Source organism: Neobacillus niacini, from assembly GCF_031456445.1.
In the GTDB taxonomy this organism is placed as follows: Bacteria; Bacillota; Bacilli; order Bacillales; family Cytobacillaceae; genus Neobacillus; species Neobacillus niacini_I.
In genome coordinates, this window is record NZ_JAVDUQ010000011.1 from 17969 (window position 1) to 37907 (window position 19939).

The following is a 19939-nucleotide window of genomic DNA, read 5'->3' on the forward strand; positions in this document are numbered from 1 at the left end:
GTATTTGAACCATTGTTAACTAGTCCAACAATGGTTATTCAAATTTAGATAGTTTATTCAAAATTAAATACCTCTGTTAGGTAAATATCCCTAAAAACCAGTAATACAATTTGGCATAAAACATGCATTAATGTATTAATCAAATCAATTTGAAGTTATTGGGAAAATAAGGGAATTAATGAATAGCTTCAGGCTTTGATCATTGGGGGTGAGTTAAATGAAACTTAAAATGAAATTTAAAATAAAACCTATATTAGCTATTATAGTAGGATCTGCCATTATGGGTTTTGGCATTAATTGTTTTAACATAAGTAACGGTTTAACAGAAGGCGGTATTACAGGTATAACCATATTACTGAAATTTATCTTTAATTGGGATCCGGGGGTAGTCAATTTATTGATAAACATTCCGCTTATGTTTCTTGGCTGGAAAACGCTGGGGAGAACTGCCTTTATTTATACGATAGTAGGAACCGTATCGTTATCTGTTTTTCTTAGTGTTTTCGAAAATTTCTCTTTGCCATTACAGGATCCATTGCTCGCTTCACTTTATGCTGGTGTTTCGGTCGGAATTGGATTAGGGATTGTATTTCGTTTTGGCGGGGCAACAGATGGAATCGACATTATCGCCTATCTTTTGAATAAATACATGGGATGGAGCATTGGACGTACGCTGTTTTTTTCCGATTTAATTGTCATAGCTATATCACTTATTTATCTTGATCTTACCCGTGCTATGTATACGCTTGTGGCTGTTTTTATTGGAGCAAAAGTCATCGATTATGTTCAAGAGGCAGCATATAAAGCCAAAGCTGTAATGATTATATCGAATACAACGGCTGAGATTGCGAAGAAAATCACAATAGAAATGGAACGGGGCGTTACATTACTTAACGGTAAAGGGGGATACACAGGAGAGAGTAAGGAAGTACTTTACTGTGTAGTGAACAGAAATGAAATTGGGCGACTAAAATTATTGGTACAGGGAACGGACCCATATGCATTTGTTAGTGTTAATGATGTGTACGAAGTGCTTGGTAAGGGTTTTACACATAACAAACATTAGATTTATATATTAATGCGATTAGGGAAAAACCATTACGATTGGTTCTGAAGAAGAAATTAAACACCCCATTAATTTGATAATCTCGAAAGAAGCGGAATCTAGATCTTTAAAGGAATGGTAGTCAGGCCAAAAGTTTTGAGCTATATAGAGACGACACTAAATAACGGAATCGGATATCGAAAAGGAGTATGCCATTTTTTCCTATAACATAATGCTGTAATAAACATCGAAGCCAATGCTAAAATGTAAGCAGAAGGAACAGGTGAATCAAGCAGATCGTTAAAACATCTCCTCTTTTCTATATATTGGATGGACTGAAAATTAAAACATTTTGTGCAAATACTATTAAATAGTCTTAAGTGAAGGTCAATTAGTATTTTTAAATTAATTTGCCAAAAAAATCAATGTATCCATTGATTCAAAAATGCGTAGAGGATATAAATCTCATTGCAGAATTATCAGTTTAAAAATAAAAATAAGAGGGTGTTAAAGAAATGAAAATTGCATCAATCCAATTAGAGATTAAAGATAGCGAATCTAAAAATGCCCGCATAGATCGTGTGGAGTCAATGATTGATGAATTAAAAGGACAAAATTTAATCATTTTACCTGAAACGTGGGCAACGGGCTACTTTTCATTTGACCGTTATATTGATGAATCAGAAGAAATAACTGGGGATTTTGTCCAACGATTCTCCTCAAAAGCAAAAGAAATTCAGTCCTATCTATTCGCAGGTAGTTTTATCGAAAAAAATAATGGAAAGTACTACAACACGAGTGTTCTATTTTCTCCTGATGGGAACCTTATAGGAACTTATCGAAAAATGCATCTATTTCGTTATGGTTCAAAAGAGGGCCAAATATTGACAAGAGGAAATGAAATAACGGTAGTAGACACAGAATTCGGGAAAGTGGGCTTATCCACCTGCTATGATTTGCGATTTCCTGAATTGTATCGTGCAGAAGTAGACTTAGGAGCAGAATTACTTCTTGTTACATCTGCTTGGCCACATAGAAGACTGGAGCATTGGAAATTATTCAATTCAGTTCGAGCATTAGAAAACCAGTGTTTCTTGATTTCGAGTAATTGCGTTGGTAATACAAATGATGTCCTATTAGGTGGTCATAGTCAAGTGGTTGACCCATGGGGAATTGTTGTCGCTGCTGGTGGAGATGAAGAAACGATTGTAAAAACAGAAATTGATCCATCTCAGATTTCTTATATTCGTGATGTATTCCCTAATTTGAAGCATCGAGTCTTAGATAAATAGGAATTCAGTTGATAAATATTTTGGTTTTTCTTAAAATATACAAATTAAGGATACTATTTCTTTGGAATAGATGTATATGAATCTGTTAAATTGGAAAACCTTATAATCGATGTGTTATGATATCATCTCTACATACTATCTAAAAATATAAGGACGAGGTGTTTGAATTTGAATAAAACAGAATTAATCAGCGCTGTCGCAACACAAACAGAATTAGCAAAGAAAGATGCTACAAAAGCGGTGGATGCGTTGTTTGAAACCATCTCTAATACACTTGCTAAGGAAGAGAAAATCCAGTTGATCGGGTTTGGAACATTTGAAGTACGTGAACGTGCAGCCCGAACAGGCCGTAATCCACAAACAGGCGAGGAAATGCAGATCCCTGCTTCTAAAGTTCCCGCTTTTAAACCAGGTAAGGAACTAAAGGAAGCTGTTAAATAAATAGCCAATAAAGAGCACTAAGGCAGCTTTTTTGCTTAGTGCTCTTTTATTTTGAAGAAAATGAAGTTGCCTTTATATTTCTAACTATGTCGCGTTGCAAATCCTTATATTTTATTAAGTCTAAGTATGTCATTTCATTTTATTAATAGGAACATCAAAAAATAGTAAAAGAAAGATAATGATCGGAACTGAGAGTACATATGCCACTAAAGGTTTCTTATGGTGCAAAATTAACATCGGAAACATAACACAATTGAATAAAACGGACCACCAAAAATTCCACCCATTATAATTTTTAAAACTAACCCAAGGATTTGAATTGATTTTCCCTCGTCTTTCTTAATGAGTTTTTCTAGGGTATTATCATTTCCAATTAATTAGAATTAATTCTATTCTGCTAAGTTTTCTGATAATTGTTTTTCTTTCCATATTACTGTAATCCCGAGGCCGATGGCCATAATGACAGCAGCGAAAAGATAAGGATAGTGGATGTTTACGTCAAATAGTATTCCGCCCATTGCTGGCCCGACAATATTACCCAAGCTCGTATAGGTTGAATTCATTCCTGCAACAAATCCCTGCTCTTTCTTGGCAGCTTTTGATAAAAATGTTGTCAAAGCCGGACGAAGCAAGTCAAATGCGAGGAAGATGATGCAAGTTACCGCTAGAACTACTAAAAAGCTAGAGACCATGGTAGAGGCCACTGCCAATATTGCACCAATCACTAAACATAATTGAATCAATTTCTTTTCACCGAGTAAATCTATCATTCTTCCAAACATAAATACTTGAACAATAACGCCGAAGATTGAGCTTATGGTAATAATGGCTGCAATGTCCTTCGGAGTAAAACCGAATTTATGATCAGAAAATAGACTAAAAACTGTCTCATATGCAGATAAACCGAAAGCAAGTACAAAAACAATAATAAATGCAATAAAGTAAAGCGGATTGAATGATTTTTTAAAATCGCTTATAAAGCTTATTTCCTTTGTATTAGTAGAAATTTCTGCAAGCTGTTCCTTTGTTAGCGGCTCCTTTAAAATAAACATGGATGAAAAGCATGCTAAAAAGGCAATAGCTGCCGCAAAGAAGAAGGGAATGCGTACACCGTATTCACCAATATAGCCGCCAATCCCAGGTCCTATAATAAAGCCAGTACTAATGGCGGCAGAAAGATAACCCATCGCTTTTGACCGTTCCTGAATCGATGTAATATCCGCAATATAGGCTGTAACACCCGGCATAATAAAGGCGGCACTAAAACCACCCAGAATCCTTGAAAGATAAAGGACTGATACATTTGTGCCTAGGCCAAAGATCAGTTCTGAAACACCAAAAAGGAATAAGCCGATGATGATGATTTTCTTTCTGCCATAACGGTCAACCCACCGTCCTGCAAGTGGTGACATCAGGAGTTGTGACACCGCAAATACGGCAACAAGATAGCCCATCGTTTTCCCTGATAAATGCATGATATCCATAAACGTAGGCATAACAGGGATGATGAGACCAATTCCGAGAAATGCAATGAATATATTGCTTAAAAGAATAATGATTACCGACATTTGTTCCTTTATTGTTTTCTTCATGAATCATCACCTCTTTCTATCGGAATCATTGATGTGAAATCCCTCTCCAAAATACCGTCCAGGAGGCTTTTAATTTATCCTTCAGCCGTTTTTCATCATTGCCGTATACAAGCTCCAGCAAAATGGAATCGACTACTCCTAAAAAGGCTAAGGTCGGTGTTTTTGAAGCATCTCCGACGAGTACTTTAGCATCAATCCAATCCTGAAATTTACTTTCCATTATCGCCTGTACTTTTTCCTCGATATCGATTACTTCTTTTTCAATTGCTTTTGCAAGATGTGCTGGCGGAAAAAAGGACATACGCAGCCAAAACTTTATATGCTCATTTTTTTGGAAAAGATCCACTACCAATTGTAAAAATCCGAATAAATCTTCTTCAGGATTTTGTGAATCAATTTTATTGAAATATTGAAGCTTTGAAGATAGCTCAGTTTCTTTTGCATCACGTAAAACTTGCAGAAAAAGATCATCCTTCCCTTTAAAATGGGCGTAAATAGATTGCTTTTTCATGCCGACATCTTCGGCTATTTGAGAAAGGGAGGCTCCTTCATAACCATGAATTGTAAAATATTTTAGCGCTGCTTCTTTAATTTCATTGCTTTTCAATAAAATCACCTCAATTTAACGAACGTTCGTCAGTTATAATACCAAAGTAAGTAATAATAAGCAAGGGATCTCAATTTGGTACAAAATATTTTGATGGGAAAATAGAAATCTGGGGTCGAGGGGAGTATTGTTTTGATTGAGGATAATGACAAGACTAAACCTTGCTAGCTCAGTTTTGCCTAAGTTTTTAGGTCATACAATTGAACCTCTCATGACCGAAGTCACGAGTGTGCAGGCATAAATCATCAAATGTTCAAAAAAATAGAGCTTGGGACCCAAGCTCTATTTTTTAAAAGGAGAAAAAATTATCTAACAATTTTTAATGCACCGCTCCAAGCAACCACTTCATTAAGCATTGCATTTACATTTGTAAGATGTAAATCAGCTGGTTTGAATACTGATCCGTTTTCAAAATCAGTAAATAATGACAATGTTGGATGTGTACGAACATCTGCTACTTTTAATTCCCCTAAGATACCGCGTAAGTGTTCGGCAGCGCGGGCGCCGCCTGTTGATCCATAGCTTACAATACCTGCTGCTTTATCATTCCATGATTCACGAGCTGAATCGAGTGCATTTTTTAATGCGCCTGTGATGCTGTGGTTGTATTCTTGAACAATGAATACAAAGCCATCAAGGCTTGCAAGTTTTTCATTCCACGCTTGAAGTCCTGGTTCTTGACCAGTACCTTCTCCTAAGAATGGCAATTTGAAGTCTGCAATATCAACGATTTCATAATCTGCATCCTGACGTTTGTCAGCAATATCTTTCACCCATTCTCCTACTTGTGGACTAACACGTCCTTGACGTGTGCTTCCTAAAATAATCCCAATTTTTAATTTTGGATTGTTCATTTTTTCTTCCTCCTTTGATGCACTGAATAAATTACTGAAAAAGCTCATTTTTGACACCCCTTGTAGTAATGATTGATTATATTTATGTTTCGTGAATCTCAAATTTAAATATATTTAATTCGAGATAATAATATAATATGGAATTCATTTTGTCAACCATTGAATATTATAAAGCAGGAAAAAGAATGAAGGGATGAAGCCAATGGAAATTGGGATTTATACGTTAGCCGACTTAGGTCCGAATCCGCACAATGGCAAAACCATCAGTGCTCAACAGCGTCTCCAAGAAATCATCCAGGCAGCAAAAATGGCGGATGAATTAGGGCTGGATGTATTCGGAGTAGGAGAGCATCATCGTCTCGATTATGCGGTGTCAGCTCCTGCGATTGTGCTGTCTGCAGTTTCACAAGTGACGAAACGCATCAAACTCACCAGTACAACAACTGTTTTGAATACGATCGATCCTGTCCGTTTATTTGAGGATTTTGCTACACTTGATTTACTATCAAACGGGCGGGCGGAAATCATTGCCGGGCGTGGGGCTTTTATCGAATCGTTCCCGTTGTTTGGTTATGATGTCAAGCTGTATGATGAATTGTTTGAAGAACATATCGAGCTTTTGTTGAAGTTGAATGAAGAAGAGAAGGTAACCTGGAGTGGCCGCTTCCGGTCTTCATTGCAGGATGCAGAAATTTCTCCGCGACCGTTACAGAAAGAAATACCGATATGGATTGGGGTGGGTGGAACTCCAGAGAGTGCGGCACGAGCGGGTAGATTAGGTGTTGGATTGGCAATGGCAATCCTGGGAGGGCCGCCCATTCGATTCAAGCCTCTTGTAGATATATACCGGGAGGCAGCAAGTCAAGCCGGTCATGCTCCCGAGATTTTGAAGGTTGGGGTGACGGGGCATGCCTATATATCCAAAACAACACAACAGGCAAAAGACGAGTTTTACCCTTATCATGCCAACTATTGGGGATACCTTAATAGCCATAAGGGCATGAGTACAAGAATGTCCAGAGCTGATTTTGAATTGATTGCTGCACCTGAAACGTCCTTATTTGTAGGAAGTTCAGAGCAGGTTATTGGAAAAATTCTCCGTCAATTTGAGCTTTTTGGGCACCAGCGGTTTTTAGCCCAAATGGACATAGGTGGGATGCCATTTGAAAAGGTAGCGGAGAATATTGAGCGGTTGGCAACGGAGGTCGCGCCGGTTGTGCGTCGGGAGACGGGAAAAAGGTAAGTATCTTATAGTGGAAACCCGGGGAAAATCGTGATTCTTTTTCTATAGCCCAAAGTATATAAAACCTCTCTTCCAACTTCAAAATAATAAAATTCTAATCCATCATTTAAAAAACGAACAATAAAATAAAGACAGAATTGTGATAATTATTGACAATTTTTTAAAAAAATGAAAATTGTACTAAAGGACCATTTTGGGAATTAAAGTTATTTTGACTAATAAAAGATTTTTTAAGATTAATAACAACATGGGAAGGCAGAAGAAAGTAACCTTTATAGGGATCTTCTGTCTTTTTTCTTATAAAAGTAATAGGTATTTGTTCCTTAATAAATATTTTTAAAAGGGAAAGCACATGAAATTTCGATTATGTCCTACTCTATGCGAGTGCGGGGATAGAAATAATGTATAATAGGTAATACTGATCATTATCGTTTAATGAAGTTGAATCAGACGGTTAATTTTTAGTCTTTTTCCCAAATTTAAAAAAGAGTTGAGCCCAAAAAACAGCTCAACTCAAATTAATCACTTTTTATTGAAGAGTTTCCTCCGCAGATTTTACCGTATGTTTTAACAACATCGAAATCGTCACAGGACCCACTCCACCTGGAACAGGTGTAATAGCACTGGCTTTTTCATAACAAGCTTCGTAATCAACGTCGCCAATGTTGCCTTTGTTATATCCAGCATCCAAGATTACTGCTCCATCTTTAATCCAGTCGCCTTGGATAAAATTAGGTTTACCCACCGCAGCCACAACAATATCCGCTTGTTTGACGATATCAGCTAGGTTATTTGTACGAGAATGGCAGGTGGTAACTGTCGCATCAGCATTTAAAAGTAAGGCTGAAACCGGCTTTCCAAGAATTGGACTTCTACCAACAACAACCGCATGTTTCCCCTCAACAGGTATATTATAAAAATTAATTATTTCCATTATAGCCGCAGGTGTACATGATGGAAATTTACCAAAACCCAAAGCTGTTTCTCCATAGCCTCTGCTTGTTACACCGTCGACATCTTTACGAATATCAATAGACTCAAATGCTTTACGCTCATCAATCTGAGATGGCACAGGATGTTGAAGAAGAATCCCGTGTACAGAATCATCTTTGTTTAATTCATCAATTGTTTTTAAAAGATCACTTGTTTCCGTTTCCTTTGGCAAATGAATCCGTAATGATTTAATCCCAACTTTTTCACAAGCATTTCCCTTCATCTTTACGTAAGTTGCAGATGATGGGTCATCACCGACTAAAATGGTAGCGAGACAAGGAGTAACTCCTTTTTCCTTCAGTTCGTTTACTTTTTCTTTTAAGGCATCTTTAATATTGTTCGCTACAAGTTGTCCATCTAATATGACTTTTTCCATTATAAATACCTCCTAAAAATATAAAAGAGATAGGGAAATAAAACCCTATCTCTGCCCAGACGACCCGACCGTATAAAATGCAGCTCCCATGTGGTTAATTCCACGGTTGTCGTCAGTCACTGCATCTCCTTTTTATTTAATTTGAGGATATCATACATAAAAAAGATATTCAATATTGGAATTATTGCTAAATTGTAAATGGATAAATAAGGTAGACTAAGAAGCCCACGATGATTCCAGTGATGGCTCCAAAAAATACCTCTGCCGGTTGATGTCCTAACAGCTCCTTAAGCTTTGCTCTAGATTCTGTTTTTTTGAGATTAGGGTTTTTTAATGTCTCAACCAGGGAATTGAAATCAATTAGCAATTTATTTAAAACTTCCGCATGATAACCAGCATGCCTGCGGACACCCGTCGCATCATGCATGACAATGGCGGACATTACTACACAAATAGCAAACGCATTTGATTTAAACCCAGAGGTGAGCCCAATCGCTGTAGTTAAGGAAATAATCGTTGCGGTATGAGAGCTCGGCATTCCGCCAGTACTAAACATCAGATTCCACCTTACTTCCCCGGTGGTTAAAAAGTGAATCGGAATTTTTACAAATTGTGCAATCAACATCCCTAAAAGGGCGGCTAATATCGGAAAGGATAAAAACATGTTGTCCTCCTAACTTAACTAATTTTCCTCTATTGTTGATTCTATGTTAAAAACATTCTGCTAAGAAATTTGTTCGTTAGTTTTTCTATAAAATTAAATACCCTATTTTTTATTAGAGTACCCTAATAATATATCTTAATGGGACGGAATAATAAAGGAAACACTATACATATGGAGTACAGTAAAGGAGGAGCAAAATTTGCGGAAAAGAATACTAAATGTTGCCACACTTTTTATAGCAATAGTTGGAACTATCCTTGGCACTATAAATCACGGAGCCCTGGCCGAACGAGCAGAGATTAACAACATTATTTTTTTAATCGGGGATGGAATGGGTGTTTCCTATACGACAGCATATCGTTATTTTAAGGACAATTCAGCCACAAAAAAGTTTGAGCCAACATCCTTTGATTCATACCTAGTTGGACAGCAAATGACATATTCGGATGATCCGAAGCATAATGTAACGGATTCCGCTGCTGCTGGCACAGCCATGGCAACAGGAGTCAAAACCTACAATTCGGCAATTGGGGTCGACCGTAATGGCTTACCTGTAAAATCCGTTTTAGAAGCAGCAAAAGAAAAAGGTAAATCGACTGGATTAGTTGTGACTTGCCAGATTACGCATGCCACCCCTGCAGCCTTTGGTGCACATGAAAAAAACCGTAAAAATATGGACGCGATCGCGGACGATTATTTTGATGAAAAAATCAATGGTCATCACAAAATCGATGTGATGCTTGGCGGTGGAGTAAACAACTTGGTCCGTTCTGACCGTGATTTAACAAAGGAATTCCAAAAAGATGGTTATGATTATGTAACAACAAAGGATGAAATGTTAAAAAGTAAACAAACTAGGGTGCTTGGATTGTTTGCGAAGGAAGGATTACCTAAAATGTTGGATCTGGAGGCATCGACGCCATCCTTAAAAGAGATGACGGAAACAGCGTTGAGTAAATTAAGTCTAAATAAAAAGGGTTTCTTTTTGATGGTTGAAGGAAGCCAAATTGACTGGGCAGGTCATGACAATGACATCGTGGCAGCAATGAGTGAAATGGAAGGTTTCGAGCAAGCCTTTAAAGCGGCAATTGATTTCGCTAAAAGAGACAAGCATACATTGGTTGTTGCAACAGCAGACCATTCAACCGGAGGTATTTCGGTTGGGGCAAAAGGCAATTACAACTGGTTTGCTGAGCCAATAGCAGCAGCAAAGCGCACTCCTGACTTTATGGCGGAACAAATTACAAAAGGCGCAGCTGTAGAACAAACATTAAAAAATAATATTGAATTGTCACTGAAACCTGAAGAAATCCAATCGGTTAAAAAAGCAGCTGCAACAAAAAATGTAACCGAGATTGATAATGCAATTGAGAAAATTTTCGATAACCGCTCCGTCACAGGCTGGACAACAAGCGGGCATACTGGGGATGATGTAAACATATATGCCTACGGACCTGGAAGCGACCTTTTTACAGGAAAAATAAACAATACGGATCAGGCAAAAAACATTTTTGAGATTATTAAAAATGAGTAATTTATTTTAAATCTTAGTTTAGATTAACCCCGTTGGACTTCCTTGTTCAACGGGGCAATTGACAGCTACTCCTTAACTAAAGCACCCCTTAACGTATTGACTCCGTTTTCTAAATATCCCTTTAAACAGGTCAACATGTAAACCCAGCCTTCTTTATTGTCGACTAGATTATGTACTAGCTCAGGGTCATTTTCTTTGAAGCCATCTTCTGTAACTTCGATAATCGTAGAGGATGAATCTGCCTCATTTAGGGTGATTGTGACCAAATGTTCATCTTCAGTTGGGCCCCATTTAAACACGATTTTCTGATTTGTGACAACATCTATTACCTTTATTTCAAGTTCTGCATTGTATTCTTTATAAGCTAATCTAATCGTTTTACTTGATTCCCATCTCTCAGAGCTTGAGGAAAACCAAAAGTTACCGATTTTTGCTGGGTCAACGAATGCTTCAAATACTTCATGAGCAGGTTTTGCTATTTTAAATTTTGTAATATTTTTCATACTTAGGTCATCTCACTTTCACTAAAGATTCTATTGATTAGTGTACACTAATCAATCGTTTAGTTAAAATAACACCTACCAAAAATACATATTAAAAGAGGAAGAAAAAATGATCTATGGATATGCTCGGGTAAGTACCCAATATCGATGCCAAGCTCTTTTTTTATGTTTTCAAACCTTACAGGTTTTTGAGTGATTTCGAATTGATGTTTATAATCAAAGCAAAAGATAGGAGGGGGATTTACGTGTTGTTATCCGTTTCTCTTGCAAAAAAAATTATTGATGAAGTTAAAAAGCTATTTTATGAAGATATTATCATGGTCGGGGTAGATGGAATCATTATTGTTAGTACAGATGCTCAGCGGATTGGTAAATATCATGAGGGCGCTATGATTAGCGTGAAAGAAAAAAGAAGAGTCATTATTAAGAAAGAGGATGAACAATATTTACAAGGAGCGAAAGCTGGAATAAATTTACCGGTTTTTTTCTTAAATAATGTAATTGGCGTGATTGGAATTACCGGGGAACCAGAGCGTGTTTTGCCGTATGGAGAATTATTGCGGAAAATGACTGAACTCCTTGTTCAAGAAAGCTATTACTCTGAGCAAATGCAGTGGCAGTCAAGAATGCTAGAAGCATTCGTTTTTGATTGGCTGCATGCAAGGGATTGGTCCTCAACATTTGTAGAGCGGGCTAAAATCCTTAACATCGATTTGCAAGCGAAGCGGCAGCTTATATTAGTTCAAGTCACAGAGCAACAAGATTTTTTCTTTAAGGATATTTGGCAATTGACACATGTGTGGAACGACCCTCATGATCAGGATGTTTTAATTCATTGGGGCAATGATCGTCTCCTTATTATTCGCTATGTTCATCAAGAACGGGAAAGGGAGACGATTACACAAAAAGTGAAGCAGTTCAAAGCTTTTATTGAGGAGACATGGAAAACGCCAGTTATTGTTGGGATTGGACAAGATGTTGACAGTAGCGAGCTAACAAAAGGTTATGAACAAGCAGAACGGGCATTGTCCGTTGCATTGAAAAAAACTAGTATTGTCTTCGAAGAGGACCTACGTCTAGATATATGCTTGGAAGAGATTAGCATTCCTACCCGTAAAGAGTTTACACAGCGCATTCTCCAAACTGTTTTAACAAATGAAGAACTGCTTGAAACGTTTTACACTTTTTTTGAGCAAAATATGTCATTAAAATTAACAGCCTCACTACAGCACATCCATATTAATACGCTACATTACCGAATAAAAAAGTTAGAGGAGTTAACAGGATTGAATTTGAAATATTTTCCTGATGTCGTCAGCTTGTATTTAGCTCTTTATTTTTTGGAGCATCAACCAAAAAAATGATGATAAAAAGGCATGAATTTTAGATTTATATCCATAGAAAGGGCTTACATTATCCTCTAGGATTATATAAAGAGAAAACGAAGAAAGATACATGTTCTTAGCTCGTCTCTCTTTATATAACGTATAAGAGGTGTGAACAGAAATGATTACAGTCCATGCAAAAAAGAAATTGATCGAAATCGTCGGGGTAGAAAACTACGATGATTCAGAGGCCGGCCGACTTGTTTACTCATATGATGCGACTCCTCAGTTCCAATCGATTCCTGATGGGGTTATTTCTCCTTGTAATACAAAACAAGTTTCTGACATTGTAAAAGTTTGCAATGAGCATAAAGTCGCAATCGTACCACGTGGGTCTGGTACCAACCTTTGTGCAGGTACTTGCCCAACTGAAGGTGGACTTGTTTTGCTGTTTCGACATATGAATCGCATTTTGGAGATTGACGAGGAAAATTTAACAGTTACTGTTCAGCCCGGTGTGATCACACTCGATATGATCAACGAGGTGGAAGCAAAAGGTTTGTTCTACCCTCCAGATCCAAGCTCTATGAAAATTTCCACGATTGGCGGGAATATAAACGAAAATTCAGGCGGTTTACGAGGCTTAAAATACGGCGTTACCCGTGATTATGTCATCGCGCTTGAAATCGTACTAGCTAACGGTGACATCATTCGTACAGGAGGCAAGCTAGCAAAAGACGTAGCTGGTTATGATTTAACCCGGTTATTTGTAGGTTCTGAAGGGACTTTAGGTATCATTACAGAGGCGACACTAAAATTGATTCCTATGCCTGAAACGAAGGAAACAATGCTGGCGCTATATCAGGATATTGAAGCAGCGGCCCGTTCTGTTTCAAAAATTATTGCGAATAAGATTATCCCAACGACTCTGGAATTTTTAGATCAGCCGACGCTTCAGGTTGTAGAAGACTTCGCCCAAATTGGCCTGCCCACAAATGTACAAGCGGTTCTTTTAATTGAACAAGATGGCCCTGAGCAGGTCGTCGATCGTGATATGAAACTTATTGCCGAGATTTGCAGAATGGAACATGCCGTATCTGTTGAAGTGGCGGAATCAGAGGAAAAAGCAATGGCCCTTCGCACAGCACGCCGTTCAGCTTTATCAGCACTTGCTCGTTTGAAACCTACAACAATTTTGGAGGATGCAACGGTTCCTCGTTCTGAAATTGCGAAGATGGTACGCTCCATAAATGAAATCGCTAAAAAATACGATGTCAACATTTGTACATTCGGTCATGCTGGGGATGGAAATCTTCATCCAACATGTCCAACAGATTCACGAAACCGCGATGAAATTGAACGTGTGGAAAAGGCATTCGCTGAAATATTTGAAAAGGCCGTTGAGCTTGGCGGTACGATTACAGGTGAGCATGGTGTAGGTGTAATGAAAGCCCCTTATCTTGAGTTAAAGCTTGGGGAAACAGGAATCGCAGCTATGAGAGCTATAAAAGCTACGTTTGATCCGAATAACATTATGAATCCTGGAAAAGTATTTGCTAAAGAGTCTCGTAAACGGGTGGTGGTATCTAGATGACAACCTTGAAAGAGCGTAACATCATCCAGCAACAGTTTAAGGAACGGATGGACGAAGACCAGCTTTTGAATTGTATGCGCTGCGGCTTCTGCTTGCCTTCTTGCCCGACGTATATCGAGTCAGGCTTCAAAGAATCTCATTCTCCCCGCGGTCGTATCGCTCTTATGAAGGCGGTCGTAGATGGTTTAATCGAACCTAATGAAGATGTAGAGCGTACGTTGGAACTTTGTCTAGGCTGTCGTGCTTGTGAGCCTGTTTGTCCATCAGGTGTTAAATATGGCCATTTATTAGAAGAAGCACGGGACATTATTAATCAAAGTAAAAAGCATTCACTCCCTGTACGTGCTGTACGCAAAGCTGTATTTCAAGGGCTTTTTCCACATCAAAACCGTATGCGTCTCGCAATAGGTCTTCTTGGTGTATACCAACGCTCAGGCTTACAAACTGTTGCTCGTAAAACAGGTTTATTGCAGCTCTTGCCTGATAACTTGGCTACGATGGAAAAGGTACTTCCAAAGGCGCCCACGATGAAGGAAATGGCCAATCGCCCCACTCATTTGGAGGCGGATGGAATAGTGAAAAAACGAGTTGCCTTCTTTTCAGGATGTTTAATGGATACGATGTTCCTGGAAACAAATAATGCGACGATGAAGCTATTGCAAATGGCGGGCTGTGAAGTTGTCATACCTCAAAATCAAGCCTGTTGCGGGGCTTTGCATGGTCATAGCGGCGAAAAAGATGGTGCGAAGGAATTAGCTAAAAGAAATATTAAAGTTTTTGAGGAAATGCATGTAAACTACATCATCACAAATGCGGGCGGTTGCGGAGCCTTTCTAATTGACTATGATCACTTGCTCAAAGATGAGCCTGAATGGAAAGATCGAGCAAAAGCATTTGTGGATAAATTGAAAGATATTTCATCTGTGCTTGTGGAACTTAAATTCTATCAATACCCGCTTCAATTACCAGCACAAGTACTGACATATCAAGATTCTTGTCACTTACGCAATGTAATGGGCGTATCTGGAGATCCACGTTTGCTTCTTAAAGCAATTCAAGGTGCAGAGTTCCGTGAAATGCAGGATTCAGACCGCTGCTGTGGCTCGGCTGGTATTTATAATATTGTAGAATCAGAGATGTCGATGCAAATTCTGGATCACAAGATGGAGAAGGTAAAATCAACTCATGCAACTACAATTGTTACCGCGAACCCAGGGTGCTTATTGCAAATGAAGCTTGGTATTGAGCGTGAGGGCTTATCTGATAAGATACGTGCCGTACATATTGTAGATCTGCTGTTAGAGGCTGTGGAATACGCTAAAAAAATATAGCCTAACTTGCGCTCGTTATTTTCGGAATATATTGAAAACGGTGTATTTCGGGTTGATTAACGATTAGAATTCATAAATTAGTAGTTTATAAAATATAAAAGAGGTGTTTTGTATGACATGGCAGCAAAGTTTTACACCAATTGGAGGTAGTCTAGTACTATCTTCACTAGTAGCCTTAATCCCTATTTTATACTTTTTCTGGGCGTTGGCTATTAAACGTATGAAAGGGTATACAGCTGGTATTACAACGCTGCTTGTTGCGTTGGCAGTTGCCATATTTGCCTATAAAATGCCGGCGGGGACTGCTATTATGTCAGCAAGTCAGGGAGCTGTTTATGGAGTTTTACCAATCGGCTGGATTATCATCACTTCTGTATTTCTTTATAAGCTAACAGTAAAAACTGGACAATTTGATATTATTCGTAATTCTGTATTATCTATTACAGAGGACCGCCGCCTACAAGCGCTTTTAGTAGCCTTCTCGTTTGGGGCGTTCCTTGAAGGGGCAGCAGGTTTCGGTGCGCCAGTTGCGATTTCAGCAGCATTACTTGTAGGTCTTGGATTCAACCCTTTATACGCAGCCGGTCTTTGTTTATTGGCTAATACAGCTCCAGTAGCCTTTGGTGCAATTGGTATTCCGATTACAGCAATGGAAGGGCCTACTGGAATACCGGCAATGGAAATTTCAAAAATGGTCGGCCGTCAATTGCCGTTTATCTCTGCATTTATTCCTTTATATCTAATCATTATTATGGCTGGTTTTAAGAAAGCGCTTGAGGTATTGCCTGCTATTTTAGTTTCAGGTATATCATTTGCCCTTACACAATATGTAAGCTCCAATTTTATAGGGCCTGAGCTTCCTGATATTTTATCTGCGTTAGTATCCTTATTCGCAACAGCGATTTTCTTGAAATTTTGGAAACCAAAAACGACTTTCCGTTTCCAATCCGAAGCTGAAGTTGCCGCTACAACGGCTCATGTTCACACAACACATACAGCAGGTGAAGTTTTTAGAGCTTGGTCTCCATTTTTAGTCTTAACAGCATTTATTTCTCTATGGGGTATTCCACAAGTAAAAGCAGCTTTAACAGGTCATTATGAAGGAACAATAGGTATTTTGAAAGCGATTAACTCAATCGGAAGCAGCTTAACGTTCATGCCTACTGTTCCCGGTTTAAATAATCTGATTTTAAATGGAAAGGGCGATCCAATCGCTGCTGTTTATAAGCTAGAAGTGTTGGGAGCTGCGGGTACCGCTATTCTCCTAGCAGCATTTGTTACAAAGTTTATCGTGAAAATTTCCTGGAGGGAATGGGCAGCAACGTTTGCGGAAACATGCAACGAGCTAAAACTCCCAATCTTAACAATTATGTCAGTAGTAGGTTTTGCCTATGTAACAAACTCTTCAGGGATGAGTACAACATTAGGAATGCTGTTAGCGAAGACAGGGTCATTATTCCCGTTCTTCTCTCCTGTATTAGGCTGGTTGGGGGTATTCATTACAGGTTCTGATACGTCAGCGAATCTGTTGTTTGGAAACCTGCAAAAAATCACAGCGGCGTCTGTGGGTATGGATCCGCTTCTTGCTCTTGCAGCGAACTCTTCAGGCGGTGTAACAGGAAAAATGATTTCACCTCAATCGATTGCTGTTGCATGTGCGGCTGTAGGGTTAGCAGGTAAGGAATCTGACTTATTCCGTTTTACGATTAAACATAGTCTGTTACTCATACTAATTGTTTGTATTCTAACATTTTTACAATCTAATATATTGTCGTGGATGATTCCATAAAGATTCATTATCTTATTTTTAAATTTTTGTATAAAGATATGAAGGGATATACAGATTTATATCGACTCAGAACTGGTACCTTTCGAGTTTTATTTGATATAAACCACAATGAGAAAATTATATACATACAGGCTATTGGAAATTGTGGAGATATTTATAAGTGACTGTCATCCTAATACTTATTGTATTATATATAAAATCAAGGACCTTCTTGGACTGGAGGTTCTTTCTTTTTTTTAACTTGGATAATGGCCGCAATACTTATTGCGTGATTTGGTTCCATTGCTACACAGACCCTATACCTGTTTCCAATATTATAGGTGCTCCTCTTTCAACTTTTTGAAACAATGTTGATTGGAGCAGAAAGCGAAGCGCCTGGAGCGGAAATCAACTACCAATTTAAAAGATCCTTTTTAAGAAATTAAACTCCCGTAACAAAGAAATCATATAGCACCAAGCTCTCTTTTTTCAAGTATGTGATATAATAAAGTCGTAAATACGTTTATCAGATTTAAAAATGATGCTAGGGGGCAGAGCTAAGATGGATAAGGAACTAATGATGCCAACTGAAATATCGATAAAAGATAAAAAGAAACTAATGAAAGGGAATATTGTTCGTGCCGCTCTATTTGCAAGAAGCAAAGTAGTTGAGGTCATGACAGAAGGTCACGATCGCTATTACCTTATTTACTATAAAAACTCCCTTATATATGGTGAAAAACTTACTAAGATCACTGAAGGTACTTTTATCGATAAAGTTTTTCATGAAGGTATTATCCTAAAGGCTCCCAATCCAATGTTACCCACATTTATCCCTAATTTAAACGTTTCAATTCCTAATAAAAATAAACTCTTCTCCGAACTCCAAAGCCACTTTTCTTTACAAGAAGTTGCCTATATTGCTACAACACTTGACTCCTTTTTTGAAAAAAATCAGCTAATCGGAATGATTGACAAAATTTACTTTCACTTTAAAAGAAGTGGAAAGTTTATGAAATCCTTTCAGGTGATTCGAATTTTAAATGACTTTGCTCCTTCCTTAAAATCTGCAAAGGAACGCTTTGAATCATACGAATATTTTTCTTACCACGATTTTTACAATACCTCCAGTTTGCCAGATATCTTGAAAAAGGACCCTCATTATATAGAGCTGCACTGCTTCCAAAATCGATTAAATCCAGAGAACCACAAATTTTTAGAAGAAATTTTAACTAAGCAGGAGTGTCCTGTTGAAGTGCTACTGCTTTGGCTAGAACGAGTAGAAAAGCTTCAAAATGTGGAGTGCGTTGAAAAATATACAGCACTCGCTTTAAGGTTTATTACGTTGGAACAATGGATGCTCGTTTTAGCCGAGGCAAACATCAATCCGTTCCGAGTGCTTACGGAAGCAAAAACACTAATTGAAAAAATGATAGCAAAAAGTAACAATGAGAAAGCAGCCCTTTATTTATTCACATTTTTAGATGACCTGCCACATTCCTACGAAACGATTCTAATCAACATCTGGGAAAATTCCGATCCCAAGTTTGTGTTCACACACTTGGACAATTTCCTTGTCTTGTTGAAACATCTTCCCGATGATAAAAAAACAATCCATATTGAACAAAAGATGCTCCAACTGGCTGTTCTCCTTTTAGAAGAGCATGACCTCCAAACGGTTCGCCAGAAGCTAATACCTATTCATGAGACAGTCTCCCATTTGAAAGTGATTGAAATGATCAATAAAATGGCCGAGTTGGAAGAGGACCCTGATCGGATGATGGAGCTGGGGGATTATTATGCAGAGTTTTATCAATATGACAAGGCCATCGATTGCTTCTTCTGGGAGATGGAATTGCAGCCGCAAAATCCAATTCCGGTCTTAAAAATCAGTAAAATGTATCAGCAAAAAGGAATGGTGAAGGAAGCTAGTGAATATCAAAAAATAGGCGCTCAATTAAAACATAATCAACAGGTTGGTTAACCATTAGATGGAAACAAAGGGCTTGATTGCGAGCCCTTTGTGATTTTCATCGAAGGTTTTTGATAATTTTAACCAATAGGGTAGGTAAGCCAGGGTAATGATAAAATAAAAGTAAAAGGAGGGATTCGGAATGGAAGTTGTGGAAAAAGCACTTCAAATAGCAAGCAAGGCGCACGTTGGTCAATACAGAAAACTTACGGATATTCCTTATTTTACTCATCCGGTGGCAGTGGGGATGTTATTAATGAAAGCAGGTTACTTTGATGAGGTTGTGGCAGCCGGAATTTTGCATGATACGATTGAAGATACGGATTTAACTTTGGAAGATATTAAACGGGAATTCGGAGAAAAGATTGCTGAAATAGTTGCGGGCTGTTCCGAACCAGATAAATCGCTCTCTTGGGAGAAGCGAAAAGAACACACGATTGAATTTTTAAAAACTGCTTCGAAGGAAATCCGTGCTGTTGCTTGTGCGGATAAACTACATAATATCCGATCGATTCGAAACGAATATGAACAAATGGGTGATCGGGTTTGGGAAAGGTTTAACCGCGGCAAAGAAAAGCAAAAGTGGTATTACACCAATATCGTAGAAAGCTTAGGTTACCAGGGGGACCTTTCTTTATTAGAAGAATTGCGAAATGAAGTGGATTTGTTATTTCAATAAAAGCCTTGTGTTGGAAAAAGCCTATACTAATTGAAATCGAAAGTACCATAGCCAGGCAGCTGCCTGGCTTTTAAAATAGCCTAGATTCAATTTATCTGCGATGCAAATGAATTATCTACGAAAATC

Annotated in this window: 17 protein-coding genes, 1 pseudogene and 1 riboswitch; of the genes and pseudogenes, 12 read left to right on the top strand and 6 right to left on the bottom strand. The window is 38.2% G+C overall.

Annotation, left to right across the window (positions count from 1 at the left end; all coding sequences use genetic code 11):
* Window positions 1-229 precede the first annotated feature (229 nt).
* The 3 genes from J2Y67_RS11385 (at window position 230) to J2Y67_RS11395 (ending at window position 2778) form a co-directional block, all read left to right on the top strand.
* Window positions 230-1066 carry a YitT family protein gene (locus J2Y67_RS11385; protein WP_310174244.1) on the top strand — a complete coding sequence of 279 codons (837 nt, stop codon included), beginning with the start codon at window positions 230-232 and terminating at the stop codon, window positions 1064-1066.
* A gap of 494 nt (window positions 1067-1560) precedes the next feature.
* Window positions 1561-2337 carry a carbon-nitrogen family hydrolase gene (locus tag J2Y67_RS11390; RefSeq protein WP_310174027.1) on the top strand — a complete coding sequence of 259 codons (777 nt, stop codon included), beginning with the start codon at window positions 1561-1563 and terminating at the stop codon, window positions 2335-2337.
* Window positions 2338-2505: 168 nt separating this feature from the next.
* A complete protein-coding gene (locus J2Y67_RS11395; RefSeq protein WP_310174029.1) occupies window positions 2506-2778 on the top strand; it encodes an HU family DNA-binding protein in 273 nt (90 codons plus the stop codon).
* A gap of 389 nt (window positions 2779-3167) precedes the next feature.
* Here J2Y67_RS11395 and J2Y67_RS11400 read toward each other — a convergent pair whose 3' ends face one another.
* From J2Y67_RS11400 to J2Y67_RS11410, 3 genes are all read right to left on the bottom strand, one after another.
* Entirely contained in the window at window positions 3168-4370 is a 1203-nt protein-coding gene (locus tag J2Y67_RS11400) for an MFS transporter (RefSeq protein WP_310174031.1), read from the bottom strand.
* 25 nt (window positions 4371-4395) lie between these two features.
* Window positions 4396-4977: a TetR/AcrR family transcriptional regulator gene (locus tag J2Y67_RS11405; protein WP_310174034.1), complete on the bottom strand. Its 582-nt coding sequence runs from the start codon at window positions 4975-4977 to the stop codon at window positions 4396-4398.
* Between the two features lie 305 nt (window positions 4978-5282).
* Window positions 5283-5879 (bottom strand): NADPH-dependent FMN reductase, encoded by a 597-nt coding sequence (locus tag J2Y67_RS11410; RefSeq protein ID WP_310174037.1) that lies wholly within the window; start codon window positions 5877-5879, stop codon window positions 5283-5285.
* 154 nt (window positions 5880-6033) lie between these two features.
* Here J2Y67_RS11410 and J2Y67_RS11415 point away from each other — a divergent pair, with 154 nt between their 5' ends.
* A complete protein-coding gene (locus J2Y67_RS11415; RefSeq protein WP_310174039.1) occupies window positions 6034-7074 on the top strand; it encodes an LLM class flavin-dependent oxidoreductase in 1041 nt (346 codons plus the stop codon).
* Between the two features lie 529 nt (window positions 7075-7603).
* On the opposite strand, the gene J2Y67_RS11420 is transcribed toward J2Y67_RS11415, so the two are convergent.
* Entirely contained in the window at window positions 7604-8443 is an 840-nt protein-coding gene (locus J2Y67_RS11420; protein WP_310174041.1) for a bifunctional 5,10-methylenetetrahydrofolate dehydrogenase/5,10-methenyltetrahydrofolate cyclohydrolase, read from the bottom strand.
* A gap of 46 nt (window positions 8444-8489) precedes the next feature.
* Window positions 8490-8573: riboswitch (ZMP/ZTP riboswitch) on the bottom strand.
* A 57-nt stretch (window positions 8574-8630) separates the two neighbouring features.
* A complete protein-coding gene (locus J2Y67_RS11425; RefSeq protein WP_310174043.1) occupies window positions 8631-9107 on the bottom strand; it encodes a divergent PAP2 family protein in 477 nt (158 codons plus the stop codon).
* Between the two features lie 199 nt (window positions 9108-9306).
* Here J2Y67_RS11425 and J2Y67_RS11430 point away from each other — a divergent pair, with 199 nt between their 5' ends.
* Entirely contained in the window at window positions 9307-10641 is a 1335-nt protein-coding gene (locus tag J2Y67_RS11430; RefSeq protein ID WP_396954068.1) for an alkaline phosphatase, read from the top strand.
* Between the two features lie 65 nt (window positions 10642-10706).
* Here J2Y67_RS11430 and J2Y67_RS11435 read toward each other — a convergent pair whose 3' ends face one another.
* Window positions 10707-11144 carry an SRPBCC domain-containing protein gene (locus J2Y67_RS11435; protein WP_310174045.1) on the bottom strand — a complete coding sequence of 146 codons (438 nt, stop codon included), beginning with the start codon at window positions 11142-11144 and terminating at the stop codon, window positions 10707-10709.
* Between the two features lie 245 nt (window positions 11145-11389).
* Here J2Y67_RS11435 and J2Y67_RS11440 point away from each other — a divergent pair, with 245 nt between their 5' ends.
* The 7 genes and pseudogenes from J2Y67_RS11440 to J2Y67_RS11470 all read left to right on the top strand — a co-directional run bounded on the left by J2Y67_RS11440 (window position 11390) and on the right by J2Y67_RS11470 (window position 19813).
* Window positions 11390-12508, top strand: a complete 1119-nt coding sequence (locus J2Y67_RS11440) for a CdaR family transcriptional regulator (RefSeq protein ID WP_310174047.1) — start codon at window positions 11390-11392, stop codon at window positions 12506-12508.
* Between the two features lie 142 nt (window positions 12509-12650).
* Window positions 12651-14063 carry a glycolate oxidase subunit GlcD gene (gene glcD / locus J2Y67_RS11445; protein ID WP_310174050.1) on the top strand — a complete coding sequence of 471 codons (1413 nt, stop codon included), beginning with the start codon at window positions 12651-12653 and terminating at the stop codon, window positions 14061-14063.
* The gene (locus J2Y67_RS11450; protein ID WP_310174053.1) at window positions 14060-15394 is read left to right on the top strand and encodes a (Fe-S)-binding protein; all 1335 of its coding nucleotides are present in this window, start codon (window positions 14060-14062) and stop codon (window positions 15392-15394) included. Before glcD ends, J2Y67_RS11450 begins: the two co-directional genes overlap by 4 nt.
* Before the next feature lie 112 nt (window positions 15395-15506).
* Window positions 15507-17183 carry an L-lactate permease gene (locus J2Y67_RS11455; RefSeq protein ID WP_310174054.1) on the top strand — a complete coding sequence of 559 codons (1677 nt, stop codon included), beginning with the start codon at window positions 15507-15509 and terminating at the stop codon, window positions 17181-17183.
* Between the two features lie 32 nt (window positions 17184-17215).
* Window positions 17216-17347: pseudogene (locus J2Y67_RS11460) on the top strand (type II toxin-antitoxin system RelE family toxin); the annotation flags it as partial.
* Window positions 17348-17724: 377 nt separating this feature from the next.
* On the top strand, window positions 17725-19146 hold the full coding sequence (locus tag J2Y67_RS11465) for a tetratricopeptide repeat protein (RefSeq protein WP_310174056.1): 1422 nt from the start codon (window positions 17725-17727) through the stop codon (window positions 19144-19146).
* Window positions 19147-19276: 130 nt separating this feature from the next.
* A complete protein-coding gene (locus J2Y67_RS11470; protein ID WP_310174058.1) occupies window positions 19277-19813 on the top strand; it encodes an HD domain-containing protein in 537 nt (178 codons plus the stop codon).
* Window positions 19814-19939: the final 126 nt, after the last annotated feature.